This is a genomic window from Streptomyces sp. NPDC096013 (assembly GCF_044763565.1).
Classification (GTDB): Bacteria; Actinomycetota; Actinomycetes; order Streptomycetales; family Streptomycetaceae; genus Streptomyces.
The window spans coordinates 765,313-784,030 of the sequence record NZ_JBIWGK010000002.1 but is presented as its reverse complement, the minus strand read 5'-3'; the positions used below and the strand labels follow the sequence as shown (position 1 = coordinate 784,030).

17 protein-coding genes are annotated in these 18,718 nt (G+C 70.4%); 2 read left to right on the top strand and 15 right to left on the bottom strand.

What is annotated here, in order from left to right:
• Positions 1-34 precede the first annotated feature (34 nt).
• From ACIRB1_RS11025 to ACIRB1_RS10970, 12 genes are all read right to left on the bottom strand, one after another.
• On the bottom strand, positions 35-1,345 hold the full coding sequence (locus ACIRB1_RS11025) for a polysaccharide lyase family 1 protein (protein ID WP_403465304.1): 1,311 nt from the start codon (positions 1,343-1,345) through the stop codon (positions 35-37).
• 17 nt (positions 1,346-1,362) lie between these two features.
• Positions 1,363-2,151 carry a rhamnogalacturonan acetylesterase gene (locus tag ACIRB1_RS11020; RefSeq protein WP_403465303.1) on the bottom strand — a complete coding sequence of 263 codons (789 nt, stop codon included), beginning with the start codon at positions 2,149-2,151 and terminating at the stop codon, positions 1,363-1,365.
• 111 nt (positions 2,152-2,262) lie between these two features.
• Positions 2,263-3,600, bottom strand: coding sequence for an ABC transporter substrate-binding protein (locus ACIRB1_RS11015; RefSeq protein ID WP_403465302.1), 1,338 nt, complete (start codon positions 3,598-3,600; stop codon positions 2,263-2,265).
• A 114-nt stretch (positions 3,601-3,714) separates the two neighbouring features.
• Complete coding sequence (locus ACIRB1_RS11010) at positions 3,715-5,295, bottom strand: family 43 glycosylhydrolase (RefSeq protein WP_403465301.1); 1,581 nt, start codon at positions 5,293-5,295, stop codon at positions 3,715-3,717.
• Positions 5,292-6,137 (bottom strand): PmoA family protein, encoded by an 846-nt coding sequence (locus ACIRB1_RS11005; RefSeq protein WP_403465300.1) that lies wholly within the window; start codon positions 6,135-6,137, stop codon positions 5,292-5,294. Before ACIRB1_RS11005 ends, ACIRB1_RS11010 begins: the two co-directional genes overlap by 4 nt.
• Entirely contained in the window at positions 6,137-7,306 is a 1,170-nt protein-coding gene (locus ACIRB1_RS11000) for a Gfo/Idh/MocA family oxidoreductase (protein ID WP_352184592.1), read from the bottom strand. The genes ACIRB1_RS11005 and ACIRB1_RS11000 overlap by 1 nt, the downstream gene beginning before the upstream one ends.
• A 49-nt stretch (positions 7,307-7,355) precedes the next feature.
• Entirely contained in the window at positions 7,356-8,240 is an 885-nt protein-coding gene (locus ACIRB1_RS10995; protein WP_403465299.1) for a carbohydrate ABC transporter permease, read from the bottom strand.
• On the bottom strand, positions 8,237-9,172 hold the full coding sequence (locus ACIRB1_RS10990) for a carbohydrate ABC transporter permease (RefSeq protein ID WP_403465298.1): 936 nt from the start codon (positions 9,170-9,172) through the stop codon (positions 8,237-8,239). Before ACIRB1_RS10990 ends, ACIRB1_RS10995 begins: the two co-directional genes overlap by 4 nt.
• A gap of 170 nt (positions 9,173-9,342) precedes the next feature.
• Positions 9,343-11,064, bottom strand: a complete 1,722-nt coding sequence (araD, locus tag ACIRB1_RS10985) for an L-arabinonate dehydratase (protein ID WP_403465297.1) — start codon at positions 11,062-11,064, stop codon at positions 9,343-9,345.
• Positions 11,061-11,969: a dihydrodipicolinate synthase family protein gene (locus ACIRB1_RS10980; RefSeq protein ID WP_403465296.1), complete on the bottom strand. Its 909-nt coding sequence runs from the start codon at positions 11,967-11,969 to the stop codon at positions 11,061-11,063. Before ACIRB1_RS10980 ends, araD begins: the two co-directional genes overlap by 4 nt.
• Positions 11,966-12,634 carry a GntR family transcriptional regulator gene (locus ACIRB1_RS10975; RefSeq protein ID WP_352184596.1) on the bottom strand — a complete coding sequence of 223 codons (669 nt, stop codon included), beginning with the start codon at positions 12,632-12,634 and terminating at the stop codon, positions 11,966-11,968. The genes ACIRB1_RS10980 and ACIRB1_RS10975 overlap by 4 nt, the downstream gene beginning before the upstream one ends.
• 159 nt (positions 12,635-12,793) lie before the next feature.
• Entirely contained in the window at positions 12,794-13,543 is a 750-nt protein-coding gene (locus ACIRB1_RS10970; RefSeq protein ID WP_352184597.1) for an MBL fold metallo-hydrolase, read from the bottom strand.
• 122 nt (positions 13,544-13,665) lie between these two features.
• Between ACIRB1_RS10970 and ACIRB1_RS10965 the strand changes: the two genes are divergently transcribed.
• On the top strand, positions 13,666-14,259 hold the full coding sequence (locus ACIRB1_RS10965; RefSeq protein ID WP_403465295.1) for an HD domain-containing protein: 594 nt from the start codon (positions 13,666-13,668) through the stop codon (positions 14,257-14,259).
• 21 nt (positions 14,260-14,280) lie between these two features.
• On the opposite strand, the gene ACIRB1_RS10960 is transcribed toward ACIRB1_RS10965, so the two are convergent.
• Complete coding sequence (locus ACIRB1_RS10960) at positions 14,281-14,871, bottom strand: TIGR03086 family metal-binding protein (RefSeq protein ID WP_403465294.1); 591 nt, start codon at positions 14,869-14,871, stop codon at positions 14,281-14,283.
• A gap of 225 nt (positions 14,872-15,096) precedes the next feature.
• Here ACIRB1_RS10960 and ACIRB1_RS10955 point away from each other — a divergent pair, with 225 nt between their 5' ends.
• Positions 15,097-16,506, top strand: coding sequence for an MFS transporter (locus tag ACIRB1_RS10955; RefSeq protein WP_403465293.1), 1,410 nt, complete (start codon positions 15,097-15,099; stop codon positions 16,504-16,506).
• On the opposite strand, the gene ACIRB1_RS10950 is transcribed toward ACIRB1_RS10955, so the two are convergent.
• Positions 16,443-17,606: a hypothetical protein gene (locus ACIRB1_RS10950; protein WP_403465292.1), complete on the bottom strand. Its 1,164-nt coding sequence runs from the start codon at positions 17,604-17,606 to the stop codon at positions 16,443-16,445. The two genes, ACIRB1_RS10955 and ACIRB1_RS10950, sit on opposite strands and share 64 nt — an antisense overlap.
• Positions 17,603-18,580: a 5-dehydro-4-deoxyglucarate dehydratase gene (locus ACIRB1_RS10945; protein ID WP_403465291.1), complete on the bottom strand. Its 978-nt coding sequence runs from the start codon at positions 18,578-18,580 to the stop codon at positions 17,603-17,605. Before ACIRB1_RS10945 ends, ACIRB1_RS10950 begins: the two co-directional genes overlap by 4 nt.
• Positions 18,581-18,718: the final 138 nt, after the last annotated feature.

The following is an 18,718-nucleotide window of genomic DNA, read 5'->3' as shown; positions in this document are numbered from 1 at the left end:
GGACGGGACCGGCCCGGCATCCGGCGTGGTGGTGTCAGCGCAGGCGGCCCGCGCCCGCGCCCCGGTCGACGAGGAACGGCACGGCCTTCGCGGGGTCGATCTTCGTGCGCAGGGTGGGCGTCCAGCCCGCGCCCGACTGGAGGATCTCGGTCGGCACGCCCGCGTTGTGGACGGCTATCAGGTCGGTGAGCGTGCCGTTGACGTAGTTGTCGTCGGCGGTGAGCGGCGCCTCGGACCACTTCTTGAGGATGGTGGCCTCGTCGATGCCGGACGGGACCGTGAACGCGTTGTGTTCCGCGACGAGTTGGGACCCCAGCCCGATGCCGTAGCTGTAGCCGTAGCCCGGCTCGGCGACGAAGTGGTTGTTGTAGGAGTCGACTTGGCCGAAGCGGACGCGGGGTGCGCGCTCGACGAGGTTGGAGAACAGGTTGTGATGGAGCGTCACCTTCAGATGGCCGCGGTCGACGGCGGCTGTGGAGGCGCTGTCGCTGTTGCCGATGAGAATCGTCTTGTCGTGGTCGGCGAAGACGTTCCAGGAGGCGGTGACGTAGTCGGCGCCCTTCACGATGTCGAGTTCGCCGTCGTGCTGCTCGAAGATCCGCCCGAAGTAGGTGGGCAGCGAACTGTCCGGGTGGGCACCGTCGGTGAACGTGTTGTGGTCCAGCCACACATGCGTGGAGCCGTAGATGACGGCGCTGTCGTACTCGGAGTTCCAGTTGCCCGTGGCGCCGTCGGTCGGGTCCCACTGCGGGAAGCAGTCGAGGGGGCTCTCGAAGGAGAGGTTGCGGACGATGACGTTGTCGACGGCCTTGATCTGGAGGCTGGCGCCCTTGAAGCCGGCGTGCTTGCCGATGCCGACGATGGTGGTGTTGGCGGGGATGTACGCCTCGATGGCGGCGTACTGGTCGGCGGCGGAGACGCGGCGCAGTCCCTCGGGGCTGTCGGCGGGCTCGTTGTCGAGGTTCTGGTCGTAGCCCCAGACGGCGGGGTCGTAGGTGGTGAGGTACTGGGCGAAGTCGTAGCCGGGCGCGGCGAAGGAGTCGCAGCCCTCGGCGTTGGCGTCGATCACGCCCTTGACTCTGATGATCTTCGGCGCGGTGCCGCCTGCGGCCAGCGCGGCCTTGAATTCCGCCCAGGTGGAGACGGTGTAGACGTGGTCGCGGGTGGCCGCCGCGCCGCCGCTGGTGCCGGTGCCGTAGGAGGCCCAGCCGTCAGCGGCGCCGAGGATCTGCCGGTCGAGCGGGCGCGGATGGGCCTGGGCGGTGGTCGTGGTGACGGCGAGGGCCAGTGCGGTGCAGCCCACCAGCGTTGCTATGACGCGTCCATGACATTTCTGTGTACGCACTGTGCGGGTCTCCTTGTTCAGAGGACCGGGGCGTCCGTCGCCTCGGGCCAGGTGATCCAGGACGTCGGAATGTCCTCGTGCAGCCGGACGACCTCACGGGACGCGAGCACCCGTGTGCGCAGCAACTCCCGCGCCACGAGCCGCGCCACGGCGATCGCACCGGGCGGATTGAAGTGCGTGTTGTCCTGCTCGGTATCGGTCCAGTTGAAGTAGACCTTGGTCTCCTCCACCCCGAGCCGCTGCCACAGCGCGAGCGACAACGCCTCGATGTCCAGCAGCGCGACGCGTTCCTCCTGCGCGAGCGCCCGCATCGCCGCCGGGTAGTCCCCGTGCGTCGGCAGCGCGTTGCCGTCGGCGTCGAACCTGCGCCGCTCGACCGGGGTGGCGAGCACGGGCCGGGCGCCATGAGCCCGGGCCCCTTCGATGTACAGCCGCAGATAGTCCTGGTACGTCGTCCACGGCTCGGTGTAGCGAGTGGGATCGGCGGTCTTCTCGTCGTTGTGCGCGAACTGCGCGAGGAGGACGTCACCGGGCCGGACGGCGGAGAGAATCGCGTCCAGCCGTCCTTCATCGACGAAGCTCTTCGAACTCCGCCCGTTCACGGCCTGGTTGGAGACCTTCACCGCCTTGCGCAGAAAGAAGGGAAGCGCCATTCCCCACCCGGTCTCCGGCGCTTCGGTGGAGTACTTCTGGGCGGCGGTGGAATCACCGGCGATGTAAAGAGTGCGCTCCCGTCGAACACCGCCACCGCGTAAAGGAACGGCGGCGAGAGCACCCAAGGCGACTTGCCTACGGCTGAGGGACACGTTCGGCTCACCTCTCGGCTTGTGTCTTCTGTCTTTTGTCTTGAGGGGCGCGGGGAACTGCGCGACCAGCCACAACGGACCGGCAGTCCCCCACAACCGAGACCCACCCGTTCAGTGGTTCTTCTTCCAGTCCGCCTGAGCCTTGTTCAACTGATCAGCCAACGTGTCCAGGAACTCCTTCGCCGTCATTTTTCCCAGCAACAGCTTCTGGAAATTCGGCTCGTTGTCCGCCTTGGAGATCGTGTTCCAGTCCGGCAGGTAGTACGGCAGCTGCACGATCTTCGTGTTGGCCCCGTTCAACGCCTTCGCCGCCAACTGCGTGGGCTCGGCCTTCTGGATCCACGCCGCGTCGGCCGCGTCCGTGTTGGCCGGCACCTGCCCCGCCGACTCGTTGTACTTGGAGTTCTCCGCCGGGGACACCGCGAACTCGATGAACTTCCAGGCCGCTTCCTTGTTCTTGCTGGACTTGAACAGACTCAGCCCGTCGACGGGATTGGAGATCTGCACCCGCGTACCGTCGTCCAGCGTCGGATTGGGAATTCCCTTGAACTTGTCCGCGCCCAGCGCCTTCAGATGGTCCTGGTACGACCCGAGGTTGTGACTCAGCATTCCGATGGTGCCGCTGTCCCACTGCGCGACCATCTTCGTGAAGTCGTTGTTGAGGTCGGCGGACGGAGTGTCCTTCTTGAACAGCCCGACGTACTTCGCCAACGCGGCGACGTTCTTCGGGTCGTTGACGGTCGTCTTGTCACCGTTCCAGAAGGACGTGATCCCGGTCTGTCCGTACACCGCGTCCAATGCCGGCGCGATGGACCCCTCGCCGCCCCGGATGGTGAACCCGAACTCGTTCTTCGCCTTGTCGGTGAGTTTGTCGGCGGCGGCGTAGAACTTCGACCAGGTGGTGGGCGCGTCCAGCCCGGCCGCCTTGAACAGATCGGTGCGGTACCAGAGCGTGCCGTTGTTGGCGGAGGTGGGAATCTGGTACAGCGTGTCCCCGCCCCCCGCGCTCTTGCTGACGTCGAGCAGGTTCTGGCTCAACTTGCCGTTCAGGGAACTGGACTTGAGTCGGCTGTCCAACGGCTCCAGCGCCCCCTGCACCGCCACCTCGGCCAGCACCGCCGTCCCCACCCCGCCGACGTCGGGCAGCCCACCACCCTGGATCGCGGTGTCGTACTTGGACTGGGCGCTCGCGGCGGGTATCCCGACGTACTTGACCTTGATATCGGGGTTCTTCTTCTCGAAGTCCGCGATGATCTGCTTCCAGATGTCGGTGCGGACACCGCCGTTGTTGTCCCAGAAGGTGATCGTGCCCTTGCCCGACCCCTCGCCGCCCTTGTCCCCCGCGGCCCCGCTGCCGTCGTCGCCGCAGGCGGTGGCGGTCAGCGCGAGCACGGAGCCCAGGGCGACGGCCAGTGCGGCACGCCTGTTTCTGCGGATGCTGGTCTTCATAGGTCGGCTCTCTTCCGATGGATCCAACGGGGTGGTGACGTCACGAAGGACGGGCAAGCGCTTGCCACGGAGGTGCGTCATGGCGACTCCCAACAGGCGTACGGGCAGGGCAGGTCAGTGGAGGGAAGTGATCCGGAACCGCGTGAAACCGGCCGCGCCGGCATGTCCCGTGCCGACGGGCGCGAGCGCGAACAGCCCGAGCAGGGCGCCGACCCAGCGCCACGGGGTGGCGGCGAAGATCTGACCGCTCGGACGCGGCCCGTCCCCGAGGTCGTAGCGGAAACGGCAGCGCGCGCCCGTGCCGATCTCGATGCGGAGGCTGACCCGGCCCGAGGGCGCGGGGCAGGGCTCGCCCGCGTCGCGTTCGCTCTCCCACTGCCCGGGAGGCGCGGGAGGTGTTCCCACGGTGCCGGGTTCGGCGAAGCGGTGGACGAACATCACCGTGCCGTCGGCGCCCCGCTGCAACCCGATCCAGCTGTACGTGTCACCGAGCACGGCGAGTCCGGCGCGCGCGCCCGCCTCCTCGCTGTGCAGCCGCAGTTCGACCTCGACGGCGACGGGGGTGGCGGGGAGGCGCTGGGTGAGGAGGTTCGGCAGGCGGCGCAGGTCGTGGGTGTCGGCGGTGCGGACGCAGGTCAGCCGCAGGCCGTCGCCGGAGTGGTGGGTGGCCCAGCCGTCATGGGGGTTCGCCGTCCACTGCCACTGGCGGCCGTACCGTCCGCCGGGGAAGTCGTCGTCGGTGGCGGGCGCGGCGGTCGGCTGCGGCGGAAGATCAGGTTTCCGGTGTACGGCCACGGGGGCGCCCGCGTCGCCGATGACCGGCCAGCCTCCCCCATTCTCGGCTTCGCTCGACCGGGAGGTGCCCCCACCGTCCCAGCGCATCGGCTGGAGGTGGACCAACCGGCCGTAGGCGCCGCGCTGTTGGAAGTGCAGGAACCAGTCCTCGCCGGACGGCGTGCTCACCCAGGCGCCCTGGTGGGGGCCGTTGACGTCGGTGTCCCCCTGCTCCAGGACGACCTTCTCCTCGTACGGTCCGAAGAAGCCGCGGGAGCGGAACGCGCCCTGCCAGCCGGTCTCGACTCCCCCCGCGGGGGCGAGAATCCAGAACCAGCCGTCGTGCAGGTGGAGTTTGGGGCCCTCCAGGGTGAACCAGCCGGGGATGCGGTCGGCGTCGACGATGACCTTGCCGTCGTCGAGGAGGGTCGTGCCGTCGGGGTGCATGCGGTGGCCGGTGAGGCGGTTCTTGATGCCCGCGCGGGACCTGGCCCAGGCGTGCACGAGGTAGGCCTCGTCGTGGTCGTCGTCCCACAGCGGGCAGGGGTCGATGAGTCCCTTGCCCTCCTTGAGGAGGTGGGGACGGGTCCAAGGGCCGCGTATCTCCGGGGCGTTGACCTGGAAGATGCCCTGGTCGGGGTCGCCCCAGAAGATCCAGAAGCGTTCGTCGTGGTACCTCAACGCCGGTGCCCACACCCCGCAGTCGTGCCGTGGTGCCGTGAACTCCGCCTCCGGTTCCAGGCGTTGGAGGGCGTGGCCGACCAGAGTCCAGTTGACGAGGTCGCGGGAGTGCAGCAGGGGCAGGCCCGGTACGCGGCCGAAGCTGGACGCGGTGAGGTAGAAGTCGTCGCCGACGCGGATGACGTCCGGGTCGGACCAGTCGGCGTTCAGGACGGGGTTGGTGTACGTCTCGTGGGTCACCGGCCGACCGCCTTCCGCACGAGCGCGGCGGCCTCGGCGCGGTCCAGGCGGCCGTCGGCGACGACGGTGACGATCCGCCGTACGACCGTGTCGCCGGGCGGGACCGACAGCCGCTCCTCCGTCGCCAACGAGGCGCCCACGCCGGGGTATTCGGCGGTGCGGACGAACCACGGGTCGCGGCGGGTGCGGTCGGTGGCGCCGGCGAAGACGAGGGTCCAGCCGGTGCCGGTGAGGGCGAGCCAGTCGGCGCGGGTGCCGTGGACCTCCGGTTCGCCCTCGCGGTCGGCGGTGAAGACGCCCGGGGTCTCGGCCTCCTTGCGGGCTCGCCAGAAGAAGCCGCCGTACGCGGCTCCGGGGCGGCCGTTGGTGGCGGGGCTGCCGATCGAGAGGGCGCCCTGTGTGACGTTGGTGAGGGAGAAGGTGAAGTCCAACGCCCAGGCCGTGTCGGTGAGTTCGGTGGCGGCGACCGTACGGCGTTCGCGGAGCAGCTCGGCACCGGAGGCCACCCAGCGGAGTTCCTCGACGAAGCCGTCGGGGTCGCGGAGCTGGAAACCGGAGTGGCGTTGGGCGCCGTGGTTGTCCAGTTCCGTGGGGCCCTGGCCCCGGACGTAGGTGCGGCCGCCCCAGAAGTTGTGCCCCTCGACGTCGGGAACGGCGACACCGACGCCGAGGTGGTGGGTGTGGTCGACGGGGCTCAACTCGGTGACCGCCGTGCCCGCGAGGGTGGTCACGGGGTGCAGATACGGGCGCGGGGAGAGCCGGTCGGGCAGCTCGGGCCGGGTGACGTACCGGGCGACCGGGCGGCCCGCGACGCGCAGCACCGGCGTGTCGTGGGTGATCATCAGGTGCTCACCTCTTTCGGTGGGGCCCAGGCGGCGCCCAGTTCGGAGTAGAGGGCGAGGGTGTCGGCCGCCGCCGTGACCAGGGCGTCGATGCCGGGGACGACCCGGCGGTGCTCGGTGGGGATCACGTGCCAGGCGCCGGTGGGCAGTTGGGCCGGGTCGGGGGCCCGGCGGATCGCCTCGACGACCTTCATGAAGGCGCCTGTTGCGTCGGGTTCGACCAACAGGGCGTCGCCGTCGGTGAGATGGGCGACGAGGTTCTCCAGCAGGTCGGTGCGGCCGTACTCGAACTCCTCGGGGCCGTGGCCCGCGCGCTGGAGCAGGACGCGGTCCTGCTTGTACCAGTAGGTGATCCGGCCCTCGCTGCCGTGCACCACCACGTAGGGCTCGCCGGGGTGTTCGGCGCACAGGGTCACGGCGACGGTGACCGGGCGGCCCTGGACGGTGGTGACGCGGACGCAGGAGGTGTCGTCGGACTCGATGTCGTTGGCCCGCAGGAGTTCGGTCTCGATGCGGACCACGTCCTCGGCGCGGGTCGTCTCATTGAGGGCGAGAGCGGTGGCGACGGCGTGCGCGAGGGGGTTGGTGAGCGCCCCGTCGATCACGTCTACGCCGTTCAGGCGCCGCTTGCCCGCCCAGGGGGCGCGCCGGTAGTACGCCTCGTCGCGGGCCCAGGCACCGGCGCCGCCGACCCCGGTCACCGTGCCGATCGCGCCCTTCTCGATCAGCTCGCGGACCGCGGGCACGGCGTGCGAGCCGAGCGACTGGAACCCGATCTGGCAGACCACCCCGGCCGCGGCGACCCCGTCGGCCATGCGGCGGAACTCGGCGTACGACGGTGCGGGCGGCTTCTCCAGCAGCAGATGCACGCCCCGCTTCGCGGCGGCCAGGGCGAGGTCCGTGTGGGTGGGGATCGGGGTGCAGACCACCGCCACCCGGGCGCCGGTGGAGTCGAGGAGGGCGCCGAAGTCCGGTGACTGCGCCGGGAGTTCGCCCCCGAACTCCTCCTCGGTCAGCGGGGTCAGCTCGCAGATTCCGGCGAGGCGGACGAGCCCCTTGTCCTGGAGCCTGCGGATGTTCTCGACGTGCCAGCGGCCGTGACCGCGCGCACCGGCGAGGACCAGGGGGACGGGCGTGGAGACGGTCGTAGGACCGGCGGTGGGGTTCATGGGATTCTCCCTGCTTCGGCGATCTTCGTCAGCAGGGTAAGCGGTTGCCTCATCCCTTCACCGCCCCCGCGCTGAAGCCGGTGATCAGCCACTTCTGGATGAAGGCGAACACGATCACCACCGGTACGGCCGCGATGATGCCGCCCGCGGCGAGCGCGCCGAGATCGACGCTGTCGGCGCCCATCAGGGTGTTGAGGCCGACCGGGATCGTCTGCTTGCTCTGGTCGGACAGGAACATCAGGGCGAACAGGAAGTGGTTCCAGGCGTGCACGAAGGCGAAGGAACCGACGGCGATCAACCCGGGCCGCAGCAGCGGGAGGACGACGATGCGGAAGGCGGCGAAGCGGTCGCAGCCGTCGACCCAGGCGGCCTCCTCCAGGGACTGCGGGACGTTCCGGATGAAGCCGCTGATCAGGATCATCGACAGCGGCAGCTGGAAGACGGTCTCCGCGATGACGACACTGCCGAGCGAGTTGATCATCTGGAGCTTGGCGAAGATCTGGAACAGCGGCACCAACAGCAGGGCGCCCGGCACGAATTGGGAGCAGAGCAGGGCCAGCATGAACGCCCGCTTGACCCTGAACTCGAAACGGGCGAGCGCATAGCCGCCGGCCAGGGCGACCACCGTGGTGAGGACCAGGGTGGCGACGCCGACGTAGACGCTGTTCTGGAAGTAGACGCCGAAGCTGCGGTCGGTCCACACCTTCTGGAAGTGGTCGAAGGTCATCGGCCAGGGCACCAGGGAGGTCGAACCGGCCGGGCGGAACGCGAAGAGGAGAATCCAGTAGAAGGGGATCAGGGTGAAGACGAGGTAGATCCCCAGGGGGACGTAGATCTGCCAGCGCGGGACCTCGTCCCAGGCGCGGCGGGCCTTGCGCGGCGGGGGCGGGGCGGCGGACTCCCGCTCGCGGGCCGGGGCGATCTCGGTGATCACTTGTCGCCACCTCCGAACTTGCTCAGCCGCAGATAGACGATCGAGAAGAAGAGCAGGATCACGAACGCGACCGTGGTGAGGGCCGACGCGTAGCCGAAGTTGTGGGCCTCGACGCTGGTGTTGGCGACGTACAGCGGGAGCGTGGTCGTCTCGCCGGCCGGGCCGCCGCCGGTCAGGGTGTAGAGCAGGTCGACGTTGTTGAACTCCCAGACCGCGCGCAGCAGGGTGGACAGCACGATCGCGTCCTTGAGGTGCGGCAGGGTGATGTTCCGGAACTGCTGGAAGCGGCTGGCGCCGTCGACCTCGGCGGCCTCGTAGAGGTCCTTCGACACGGACTGGAGGTCGGCGAGGATGAGGATCGCGAAGAAGGGGACGCCTCGCCAGAGGTCCGCGACCACGGCCGCGGAGAAGACGGTCGAGGGGTCGGAGAGCCAGCTCGTGCCGTACTGGCCGATTCCCATGTCGGCGAGGTAACGCGTCACGCCCGTCTGGGAGTTGTAGAGCAGCACCCAGATCGCGGAGGTCAGGACGCCCGACACGGCCCACGGGGAGAACACCAGCGCGCGGCCGATGGAGCGGCCCACGAAGGTCTGGTTGACGATCAGTGCGAGGGCCAGGCCGAAGAGCAGTTGGAGGCCCACCTCCACGACGACCCACTTGGCGCTGAACGTCAACGTGTCCCAGAACTGCGGGTCGTCGGTGAAGGCGTGGGTGAAGTTGTCGAGGCCCGCGAAGCCGTTGCGCCACGGCTTGGTGGGGTTGTAGTTCTGCAGGCTGTAGTAGAAGACGCTGATGACCGGGTAGGCGATGAAGCCCAGCATGAGCAGGGCCGCCGGAGCGATCAGCAGGTACGGGAGCCTGCGCGGGGTCGCGGAGGCACGGCGCCGCCGGGGTGGCGCGGGCGGTTTCGCCACGGCTGCGGCTTGGGCCATGACTGTTCTCCGTTCGCTTGCGGTGGGTCATGTACGAGGGGAAGCGCTTTCTCGATGGGTGGAGTGCGGCGCTGTGCGGGACGCTGTGGTGCGGTGCTGTGCGCTGATGCGCGGGACGCTGTGGTGCGGGGCGCTGCTGTGCGATGCTGTTCCGTGCGTGACGAGCGGGGCTAACCCGCGTACGGGTCGGCGACCTTGCCCGGTCGGGCGAGGAACTCGAAGTCGCAGCCGGTGTCCGCCTGGGTGATCTGGTCGTTGTAGAGCGCGCCGTAGCCGCGTTCGTACCGTGCGGGCGGCGGTGTCCACTCCGCCCTGCGTGTCTCCAACTCCTTTTCTTCCACGTTGAGTTGGAGGGTGCGCGCCTCGACGTCCAGGGTGATGGTGTCCCCGGTCCGCACGAGCGCCAGTGGTCCGCCGACATACGACTCGGGCGCGATGTGCAGCACGCAGGTGCCGTAACTCGTCCCGCTCATCCGGGCGTCGGAGATACGGACCATGTCCCGGACGCCCTGCTTGAGGAGGTGGTCGGGGAGCGGGAGCATGCCGTACTCCGGCATGCCGGGGCCGCCCTTGGGGCCCGCGTTGCGCAGCACCAGCACGCTGTCGGCGGTGATGCCCAACTCCGGGTCGTTGATGGTGCGTTGCATGGTCCTGTAGTCGTCGAAGACGACCGCGGGGCCGGTGTGCTTCAGCAGGTGGGGTTCGGCGGCGATGTGCTTGATGACGGCGCCGTCCGGGCAGAGGTTGCCACGCAGGACGGCGACCCCGCCCTCGCTCGCGACCGGGTTGTCTCGGGGGCGGATCACGTCGTCGTTGTGCACCAGGGCGCCCGCGAGCTGCTCGCCGAGGGTGTCGTGGGAGACCGTCGGCCGGTCGAGGTGGAGCAGGTCGGTGATGCGGGAGAGGAAGCCGGGGAGGCCGCCCGCGAAGTGGAAGTCCTCCATGAGGTACGTCTGTCCGCCGGGCCGTACGTTCGCGAGGACCGGGACCGTGCGGGCGATGCGGTCGAAGTCGTCGAGCGTGAGGCGGGCGCCCGCGCGGCCGGCCATGGCGATGAGGTGGATCACGGCGTTGGTGGAGCCGCCGAGGCCGAGGACGGTGGTGACCGCGTCCTCGAAGGCCTCCTGGGTGAGGATCGACGAGAGAACACGGCCCTTGTGGACCTGTTCGACGATCCTCATGCCGGATTGCGCGGCCATCCGATCGTGCCCCGAGTCCACGGCGGGAATGCTGGACGCGCCCGGCACGGTCACGCCCAGCGCCTCGGCGGCGGCCGTCAGCGTGGACGCCGTCCCCATGGTCATGCAGTGCCCGGGGGAGCGCGCGAGGCCGCTCTCCAGTTCGGTCAGCTCGCAGTCGCCGATGAGGCCCGCGCGCCGGTCGTCCCAGTACTTCCACATGTCGGTGCCGGAACCGAGGACCTCGTTGCGCCAGTGGCCCGGCAGCATCGGCCCGGCCGGCACGAAGACGGTGGGGAGGTCGACGGAGGCGGCGCCCATGAGCAGCGCGGGCGTCGACTTGTCGCAGCCGCCCATCAGCACGGCGCCGTCCACGGGGTACGACCGCAGCAGCTCCTCGGTCTCCATCGCGAGGAGGTTCCGGTAGAGCATCGGGGTCGGCTTCTGGAAGGTCTCGCTGAGGGTGGCGACCGGGAATTCGAGGGGGAAGCCGCCCGCCTGCCACACCCCGCGCTTCACGGCCTGCGCGCGGTCGCGGAGGTGGACATGGCACGGGTTGATGTCGGACCAGGTGTTGAGGATCGCGATGACGGGCTTGCCGAGGTGTTCCTCGGGGAGGTAGCCGAGCTGGCGGGTGCGGGCCCGGTGGCTGAAGGAGCGCAGCCCGTCGGTGCCGTACCACTGGTGGCTTCTGAGCTCTTCCGGTGACTTCATATCGACCACCCGGCGGCTATCGCGGCGACCTCGGCGCGCTCGCTCTCGGGCAGGGGCTTGCTCGGCGGGCGGACCTCGCGGCGGCACAGGCCGAGGGAGGCAAGCGCCTCCTTGACGATCGTGACGTTGTTCGCGGAGCCGTTCGCCGCCCTCAGCTCCTCGAAGCGGCGGATCTGCTCCCACACCTTCATGGCGCCCGGGTAGTCCCCCGACCGAAGCGCTTCGATCATGTTCAGCGAGACGGACGGGGCGACGTTCACCAGCCCGGAGGTGAAGCCGGTGGCGCCCGCCGAGAAGTAGGAGGGCGCGTACGGTTCGGCCAACCCCGCGATCCACACGAAGCGTTCGAGTCCCGCGTCCCGGGCGAAGGCGGCGAAGCGGGCCGCGTCCGGGACGGCGTACTTGACGCCGATCACGTTCGGGCAGTCGTCGGCGAGTTCGGCGAGGCGGGCGCCGGGCAGTTGGGCGTTGCGGATGTACGGGACGACGCCCAGGTCGGGCACGGCCCCGGCGATGGCGCGGTGGTAGTCGACCCAGCCGCCCGGCGAGACGTACGGGTGGACGGGCTGATGGATCATCACCATCTGGGCGCCGAGGTCGCGGGCGTGCCGGGCGGAGGCGATGGCGGTGGGGACGTCGTGCCCGACGCCGACGAGGACGGCGGCGCGGTCGCCCGCCTCCTCGACGGTCGACTCCGTGACGAGCTGCCGCTCTTGAGGGGTCAGGGCGTAGAACTCGCCGGTGTTCCCGTTCGGCGTGAGGATGCCGATCCCGCCGTCGAGCAGGCGGCGGAGCAGGGCGCGGTGGGTGTCCTGGTCGATGCTGCCGTCCTCGGCGAACGGGGTGACCGGGATCGCCACCACGTCGGCCAGGGCGGTGCGTTGGGCCTCGAACGCCGCTGTCATGCCTGACCGCCCTCTTCCTGGGGTCCCAACTCGGTGCCGGGGAAGGCCCGTTGCACGAACGACGCGATGTGGGCGTGGAGCGCGGTGGCCGCGCCGTCCGCGTCGCCGTCGAGCGCGAGGCGCAGGATCTCGCGGTGTTCGCCGGCCTCCCGTTCCCAGGAGGGCGAGGCGGCCCAGGCGACGGCGGAGACGAGGGCGGCCTGGTCGCGGACCTCGTCGAGCATCCGTCCGAGCAGCGGGTTGCCGCACGGCAGATACAGGGCGCGGTGGAACTCCCGGTTGGCCAGGGAGCGTTCGGCGGTGTCGGTGGCCTCGTCGGCGCGGGTCAGGGCGTCGCGGGCGTCGTCGAGGGACGCGCTCAGCCGCACGGCCCGGCGCAGCGCCTCGGGTTCGAGGAGCAGCCGTACGTCGTACACCTCGCGCGCCATGTCCGCGTCCACCATGCGCACCGTGACGCCCTTGTACTGGTTCATCACGACGAGTCCGGTGCCGGCCAGGGTCTTGAGCGCCTCGCGCACGGGGGTCTTGGACACCCCGAACTGTGCGGCGAGTTCGGTCTCGACCAGTGGCTGACCCGGGGTCAACTGACCGGTGAGGATGCGGCGTTTGATCTCCTCCTGCACGTACTGCGTGCGGGACGGGATCGGCGTGGGCACAGAGGTCATGCGCGCCTCTCGGATGTCACGTGGCTGCGGTCGCGTATCTGATCTCGCGTATCGCGTCTCATATATGACGTACGAAGTACGACGGCTTGAAGGTAGGAGCGGCCCTGTGTTTCGTCAATGCTTCTGACAAAGGAAGGTGGGATTGCGGGCCGGCGGGACTCACATGGTCTTGGTGACGCCTTCGAGCGCGGCGGAGGTCCGGCCTGGGAAGATCGCGGCGGCGCGCTCCAGGGCCGCTTCGCGGGTGAGGGTGGGTCCCACGTGGGTGATGAGGAGTTCGCGGGCACCCTTGGCACAGGCACCGGCGTCCTCGGGCGTGAGGTGCACCCGCCGTTCGCCTTCGCGATGCCGGTCGATGTCGGCCTCGCAGAGGAACACGTCGGCGCCGGCCGCGAGTTCGGACAGCGCCTCGCAGGGTCCGCTGTCCCCGGAGTAGCCCAGCACGCTCCCCTGGCACTCGGCGCGCAGCCCGTACGCCTCGGTGTCGTGGACGACGGCGCGGGCGGTGAGGCGGAGGTTCCAGTGCCGGACGGCGTGTCCGTCGTAGAGCGGCCTGAAGTCGAAGACACCGTTCAGGAACCGTACGTCCGGCCGCCCGAAGAATCCGGCGAGCCGGCGCGCGCAGTCCTGCGGGGCGTAGAGCGGGATCGGGGCGGCCGGTGTCATCCCGCCGAAGGCGAACGCGTAGGCGGCGGCGAGGAGATCGGCGCTGTGGTCGGCATGCAGATGCGAGATCCAGATCGCCGTCAGCCGCGCCGGGTCCGTGTGCCGCTGCAACTCGGCGAACGTCCCGGTCCCCGCGTCCACCCACACCTCGGCGCCCCCACCGCGCACCAGATACCCGGAACAGGGTCGGCCGGGTCGCGGGTGCGGGGAGGCGGTGCCGAGGGTGGTGAGGCTGAGGGGCATGGTGGGGAAGAGTACGGTTCCGGGCCCTGGAGTGCTCACGGTTCAGGTGTTCCGCGGCGCCCGGACTCCGGGGGTTCGCGGGTATCCCCCGGACGAGGCGCGGTCAGTATCCTGCCGCGGTGATGACCAGCCCCCTCCTGTCGCAGGCGATGTGCGGCACCGTCGACACCTCTCTGCTCCCCCTGCCGGATGTTGTCGTCGGCCTTCTGTCGGAGCTGGACAGCCCGCCCCGGCTGGCGGCTCACCTGCGAGCCGTCCACGACGTCGCACATCAGCTGCTCACCTGGCTGGAGCGGCACTACCCGGCCGTGGTCGTCGACCGTGAGGCGGTGCTCTTCGGGGCGGCGACGCACGACGTGGGCAAGTCGGTGCACGTCTCCGAACTCTCCGGGCTCGGGTCGGCGCACGAGGAGGCGGGGCAGGCCCTGCTGCTCCGGCACGGCATCAGCCCGGAGCTGGCCCGCTTCGCCGCGACGCACGCGTCGTGGGAGCGGTCATCTGTCGGCCTGGAGGACCTCCTGGTGAGCCTCGCCGACAAGATCTGGAAGAACAGACGTGTTCCCGGACTGGAGGATCTCGTCGTGGCCCGGCTGGCCGAAGCGACCGGCAGGGCGGTGTGGGAAGAGTTCCTCGCGCTCGACGAGGTCCTCGCCCGGATCGGCGACGGGGCCGACGAGCGGCTGGCGTTCCAGGCGTCCTTCCCGATCCACGGCTGAGGGACCAGTCCTCGGCAGCGCCTACGGCTTCCACCCCGGATTCCGGCCGCTGAGTCCCACCGCCCGGTCCAGCAACGGCGCGTCCTCCGGTACCGGGACGACCGGGCCGAAGATGCCGCCCCCGCGGGTCGGGTCCTGTGCGGCCGCGAGCAGGAAGTCGTACGACGCCTGGAGGGCGGCCGGGTCGGGGGCGTAGGGCAAGCCGGTGACCGTGGCCAGGTCCCAGCCGTGGATGACCAGTTCGTCGGCGGCGACGGCCGCGGCGACCGCGCCGGGGAGGTCCACTCCGCCCGCGCGGGTCATACCGGTCCAGGCGGCCGGGTCGCGCCAGGCCTCGGCGAGTCCGTCGAGGGCCTTGGAGAGCTCGGCGCGCCAGTCGGGGCCGATGTCGGGGAGGGTGGCGAGGCTCGGGCTGGTGTCGGTCGTGGCACCCAGGTCCTTGCGCGCGGCGTCGCGGAAGGCGACGGACAGGCCGAGCACATGGCCCAGCAGATGCCGTACGGCGTAGTCGGGACACGGCGTCCCGTCCCCGAGACGCTCGTCCGGGATGCCCTCCGCGAGCCCGGCGATGACCCGGGTCTGCGGTCCGAAGTCGAACGTGTTGTCAGTCATGCGCTGCCCTTCCGGTGGTTCGGTCTCCACACCTGATCCGAAGTGAACTCGTGAAGCGGACTCGTCAAACGGACTCGTGCGGCGGACTCGTGAGCTGAATCCATTGGGTAGACCGGCGGTGCGCCCGAAACTCATCGCTCCCCGTCCCGCACCACGGCGACCACCCCGTTTCTACGGCACCTGCCCGATGCCCCCACCCCCGCCTTAGACCCACGATGACCAGGCATGACGACAAACTGGACGGTCACGCGCATCCTGCGGGACCGCAACGCGGGGCTGTATCTCGCGGGCCTCGTGGTGTCCGCCTTCGGCACGTCCGCGCTCGGGCTCGCGGCCGGGGTGTGGGTGAAGGACCTCACCGGTTCGAACGGTCTCGCCGCGCTGTGCACCTTCGCCGTGTGGGCCCCGACCCTGTGCGGCCCGGCCCTCGGCACGATCGCCGACCGCGTCCGCCGCAAGCCCCTGCTGATCGGGACCAACCTCGGTCTGGCCGCCCTCCTCCTCACCCTCCTCGCCGTCGACTCCCGCACCCGCCTGTGGCTGCTCTTCACGGTCCTCTTCGTCTACGGCACCACCATCGTCGTCCAGGACCCCGCCGAGTCCGCCCTCCTCGCGACCGTCGTCGACCGGGACCTCCTCGGCGACTTCAACGGGCTGCGGATGACGGCCGTCGAGGGCATGAAGCTGGTCGCACCGCTGACCGGCGCGGGGCTGTACGCCGCGTTCGGCGGGCCCGCGGTGGCCGGTCTGGACGCGGTCACCTTCGTACTGGCGGCGGGCCTGTGGCTGCCGATCCGCGCGCAGGAGGAACGGCCGCAGCGCCCCTCCGGCACCTGGCGCTCCCAAACCGCCGAGGGCGTACGGGAGTTGTGGCGCCACCCGTTGCTGCGCCCGCTGGTCCTGGCGGGCGGGGCCACGATGTTCCTCGCCTCCCTGAGCAGTTCCACGACCTACGCGATCGTCGGCGCCCTGGGCCACTCCCCCACCTACACAGGCGTGTTGTACGCGGCCCAGGGCACCGGCTCGGTCGCGGTCGGACTGGTCTCGGGGCCCGCGCTACGACGGCTCGGTGAGCGGCGGTTCGGGGCGGCCGGGATCGGGCTCACGGCTGTCGGGGTGGCGGCGCGGGCCGTGCCCTCCGACGCGGTGGTGCTGGCGTGCGGTGCGGCCATCGGGCTGGGGCTGCCGTGTGTGCTGATCGCCGCGTTCACCGCCGTGCAGCGGGAGTTGCCGGGACCGCTGCTGGGCCGGGGCACCGCGACCGCCAACACCCTGATCTTCACGCCGAACGTGATCGGGCTGGGGGCGGGGGCGGGGATGGTCGAACTGGCCGACGTCCGGGTGTTGTTGATCGCCATCGGGCTGGGGTTGCTCGCAACGGGGGCCTGGCTGGGGGTGTTTGGGGCGGGCGCGACTCCGGATCGGGCCGCGGCACACCCGGAACAAGGCCCGGCGCAGGTCCCTGCACACCCGGATCAAGGCTCGGCTCAAAACCCGGATCAAGGGCCGACTCCTGGCCCAGCTCAAGGCCCAGCTCAAGGCCCGCCCCAGGCGCCGGGCAAGGTGTCGTCTCAGGACCCCGCCAGTGCCGACCGCACCTCCGCCAGATCCCCTTCCGACGCCAACCCCGCGTGATACAGCCGTAGTTCGGTCGCGCCGAGGCTCCGGGCCCGTTCCGCGTCCGCCGCCAACGACCCCGGCCGTCCCCCCATCCCGGAGACCACCGTGAAGTTGGCTGCCAGCACCGCCCCGTCGCGGCCCTGCTCGGCGAACGGTGTCAGCAGGCCCGCGCCGGCCGTGCAGGGTACGACCACACCGTCCGCCACCGAGAGAATGTGCCCCGGGTCCACACCCGCGTTGGCGCCGCAGTGGTACGACTCCGGGTCCGCGTGCAGGAGGATCTGGAAGTCGGCGGGTGCGGCGGCCCGGACCGCCGCGACCGCCGTCTCCTGGAGGGTGCGGGCCCGTTCGTCGCGCCAGGCGCGGGTGGCGGTCGCGTGGGCGTCGCCGAGGAGTTTCCCGACCCCCGCCCAGCCGCCGTCGGAGGGCGCCCCCTGCCACACCGGCGCCAGCGCGGCGTGTACGGCCGCCGCCAACTCCTCGGCGTCGAGGCCGTGTTCGCCGTAGCCCTCCCGGCAGGTGGGGCAGAAGCACAGGGACATCAGGTACTGGCCGGCGTCCCCGAGCCCGACCCCGGCGGTCTTGTCGTGGGCGTGCAGGTGGGCGAGGCCGTACCAGCCGAGGGACTCCAGTTCGGTGCCGTGCGCGCCGGGGCGTACGGCGGCCTCGGCAGCGAGGTCGACGAGGTACGTCCGGGTCGCGGGCTGGGCGATGCAGGGGGCCCAGGGGTAGCGGTCGCCGTAGGCGTTGACCACCGAGGTGTCCGGATGGTCCGCGCCCAGGCGGGAGTTGTGGGCGAGGACGACCCAGGTGTGGACCGCCAGGCCCGCGTCCGCGAGGGCGGCGGCGGCCTCGCCGAAGGCGTCACCCGGCGCCCAGTCCCCGGCCGGGTACGGCCTCAACTCCCGTCCCTGCCAGCGGCCGTCCGGCGGATACAGCACGGCCGCGTGTTCGGCGGTGACGATGCGATGGCGCGGGTGGCGGGGGGTCAGTGCGCGCGTGGAGTGGTACGCGGAGGCCAAGGTCGCCTGCCGGACGCCGAGTCGAGCGATCCGGTCACCGGCCTCCGGGTCGCCGTTGACGTCCCAGGGGTAGACGAACGCCGATGCCTTCACGCGTCCTCCTCGATCCGCGGCTCGATCTGCGTCTCGACCTGCGACTCGATCAACGTATAGCCGCGCTCGATGAGTTGGGCCAGTTGTTTGACGTGGTCCTCGGTCGGTTCGGTCAGCGGTGGGCGGACCTCGCCGACGTCCAGCCCCCGCATGCGCACACCCGCCTTGACGAGCGAGACGGCGTAACCCCGTCCCTGCGCGCGGAGTTCGACGAACGGGCGGTAGAAGCCGTCCAGGAGGCGGTTGGCCGTGGTGTCGTCGCCGGTGGCGAGGGCCCGATGGAAGGCGAGCGCGATCTCGGGGACGAAGCAGAACACGGCGGACGAGTAGAGGGTGATGCCGATACCCCGGTAGGCGAGCTGGGTCAGTTCGGCGGTCGGCAGGCCGTTGAAGTAGAGGAATTCGCCGGGGACTTCGGCGCGGAGGGCGCTCAGGACGCGTTGCATCAGGTCGAGGTCGCCGAGGCCGTCCTTGAAGCCGATGATGCCGTCGGTGCGGGCGAGTTCGACGACCGTGGCCGGGGTGAACACCGCGTTGTCGCGCTGGTAGACGATGACGGGCAGCGCGGTCGCGGCGGCCACCTCGCGGTAGTGCCGCAACAGTCCCTCCTGCCCGGCGACCACCAGGTACGGCGGCATGGCGAGCAGCCCGTCCGCCCCGGCGTCCTCCGCGAGCCGTGCGTACCGTACGGCGAGGGCGGTGCCGTAGCCCGCGCCCGCGACCACCGGCACCCGGCCCGCGGTCGCCTCCACGGCCGCCCGGACGCACGCCTCGAACTCCTCGGGCAGCAGCGCGTGGAACTCGCCGGTGCCGCAGCACGCGAACACGGCGGCGGCCCCGGCCTCGACGCCCCGGCGGACATGCGCGCGGTAGACGTCGAGATCGACGGAGCCGTCGGGGCCGTACGGGGTGACGGGGAAGAACAGCGGCCCGCTGGGGATACTGAGCCGGTCGGCGAGAGGGGCTGGCGTCACGGGCTCTCCCTTGAAACAGGCGCGTGCGTTCTTCTGATCAACGTCTACATTTCTGAACAGCCCCACCCTAAGGATCTGCCTCAGGGTGGGTCAAGCAGGCAAATGAGCAAGAAGGAAGCGGATTTCCCAGGTCCGCGC

What these genes read in the sequence shown, in the direction of transcription:
- ACIRB1_RS11015 (WP_403465302.1), bottom strand. Translation starts at nt 3,600, where the DNA reads ATGAAGACCAGCATCCGCAGAAACAGGCGTGCCGCACTGGCCGTCGCC.
- ACIRB1_RS11005 (WP_403465300.1), bottom strand. Translation starts at nt 6,137, where the DNA reads ATGATCACCCACGACACGCCGGTGCTGCGCGTCGCGGGCCGCCCGGTC.
- ACIRB1_RS11000 (WP_352184592.1), bottom strand. Translation starts at nt 7,306, where the DNA reads ATGAACCCCACCGCCGGTCCTACGACCGTCTCCACGCCCGTCCCCCTG.
- ACIRB1_RS10990 (WP_403465298.1), bottom strand. Translation starts at nt 9,172, where the DNA reads ATGGCCCAAGCCGCAGCCGTGGCGAAACCGCCCGCGCCACCCCGGCGG.
- araD (WP_403465297.1), bottom strand. Translation starts at nt 11,064, where the DNA reads ATGAAGTCACCGGAAGAGCTCAGAAGCCACCAGTGGTACGGCACCGAC.
- ACIRB1_RS10980 (WP_403465296.1), bottom strand. Translation starts at nt 11,969, where the DNA reads ATGACAGCGGCGTTCGAGGCCCAACGCACCGCCCTGGCCGACGTGGTG.
- ACIRB1_RS10975 (WP_352184596.1), bottom strand. Translation starts at nt 12,634, where the DNA reads ATGACCTCTGTGCCCACGCCGATCCCGTCCCGCACGCAGTACGTGCAG.
- ACIRB1_RS10970 (WP_352184597.1), bottom strand. Translation starts at nt 13,543, where the DNA reads ATGCCCCTCAGCCTCACCACCCTCGGCACCGCCTCCCCGCACCCGCGA.
- ACIRB1_RS10965 (WP_403465295.1), top strand. Translation starts at nt 13,666, where the DNA reads ATGACCAGCCCCCTCCTGTCGCAGGCGATGTGCGGCACCGTCGACACC.
- ACIRB1_RS10960 (WP_403465294.1), bottom strand. Translation starts at nt 14,871, where the DNA reads ATGACTGACAACACGTTCGACTTCGGACCGCAGACCCGGGTCATCGCC.
- ACIRB1_RS10955 (WP_403465293.1), top strand. Translation starts at nt 15,097, where the DNA reads ATGACGACAAACTGGACGGTCACGCGCATCCTGCGGGACCGCAACGCG.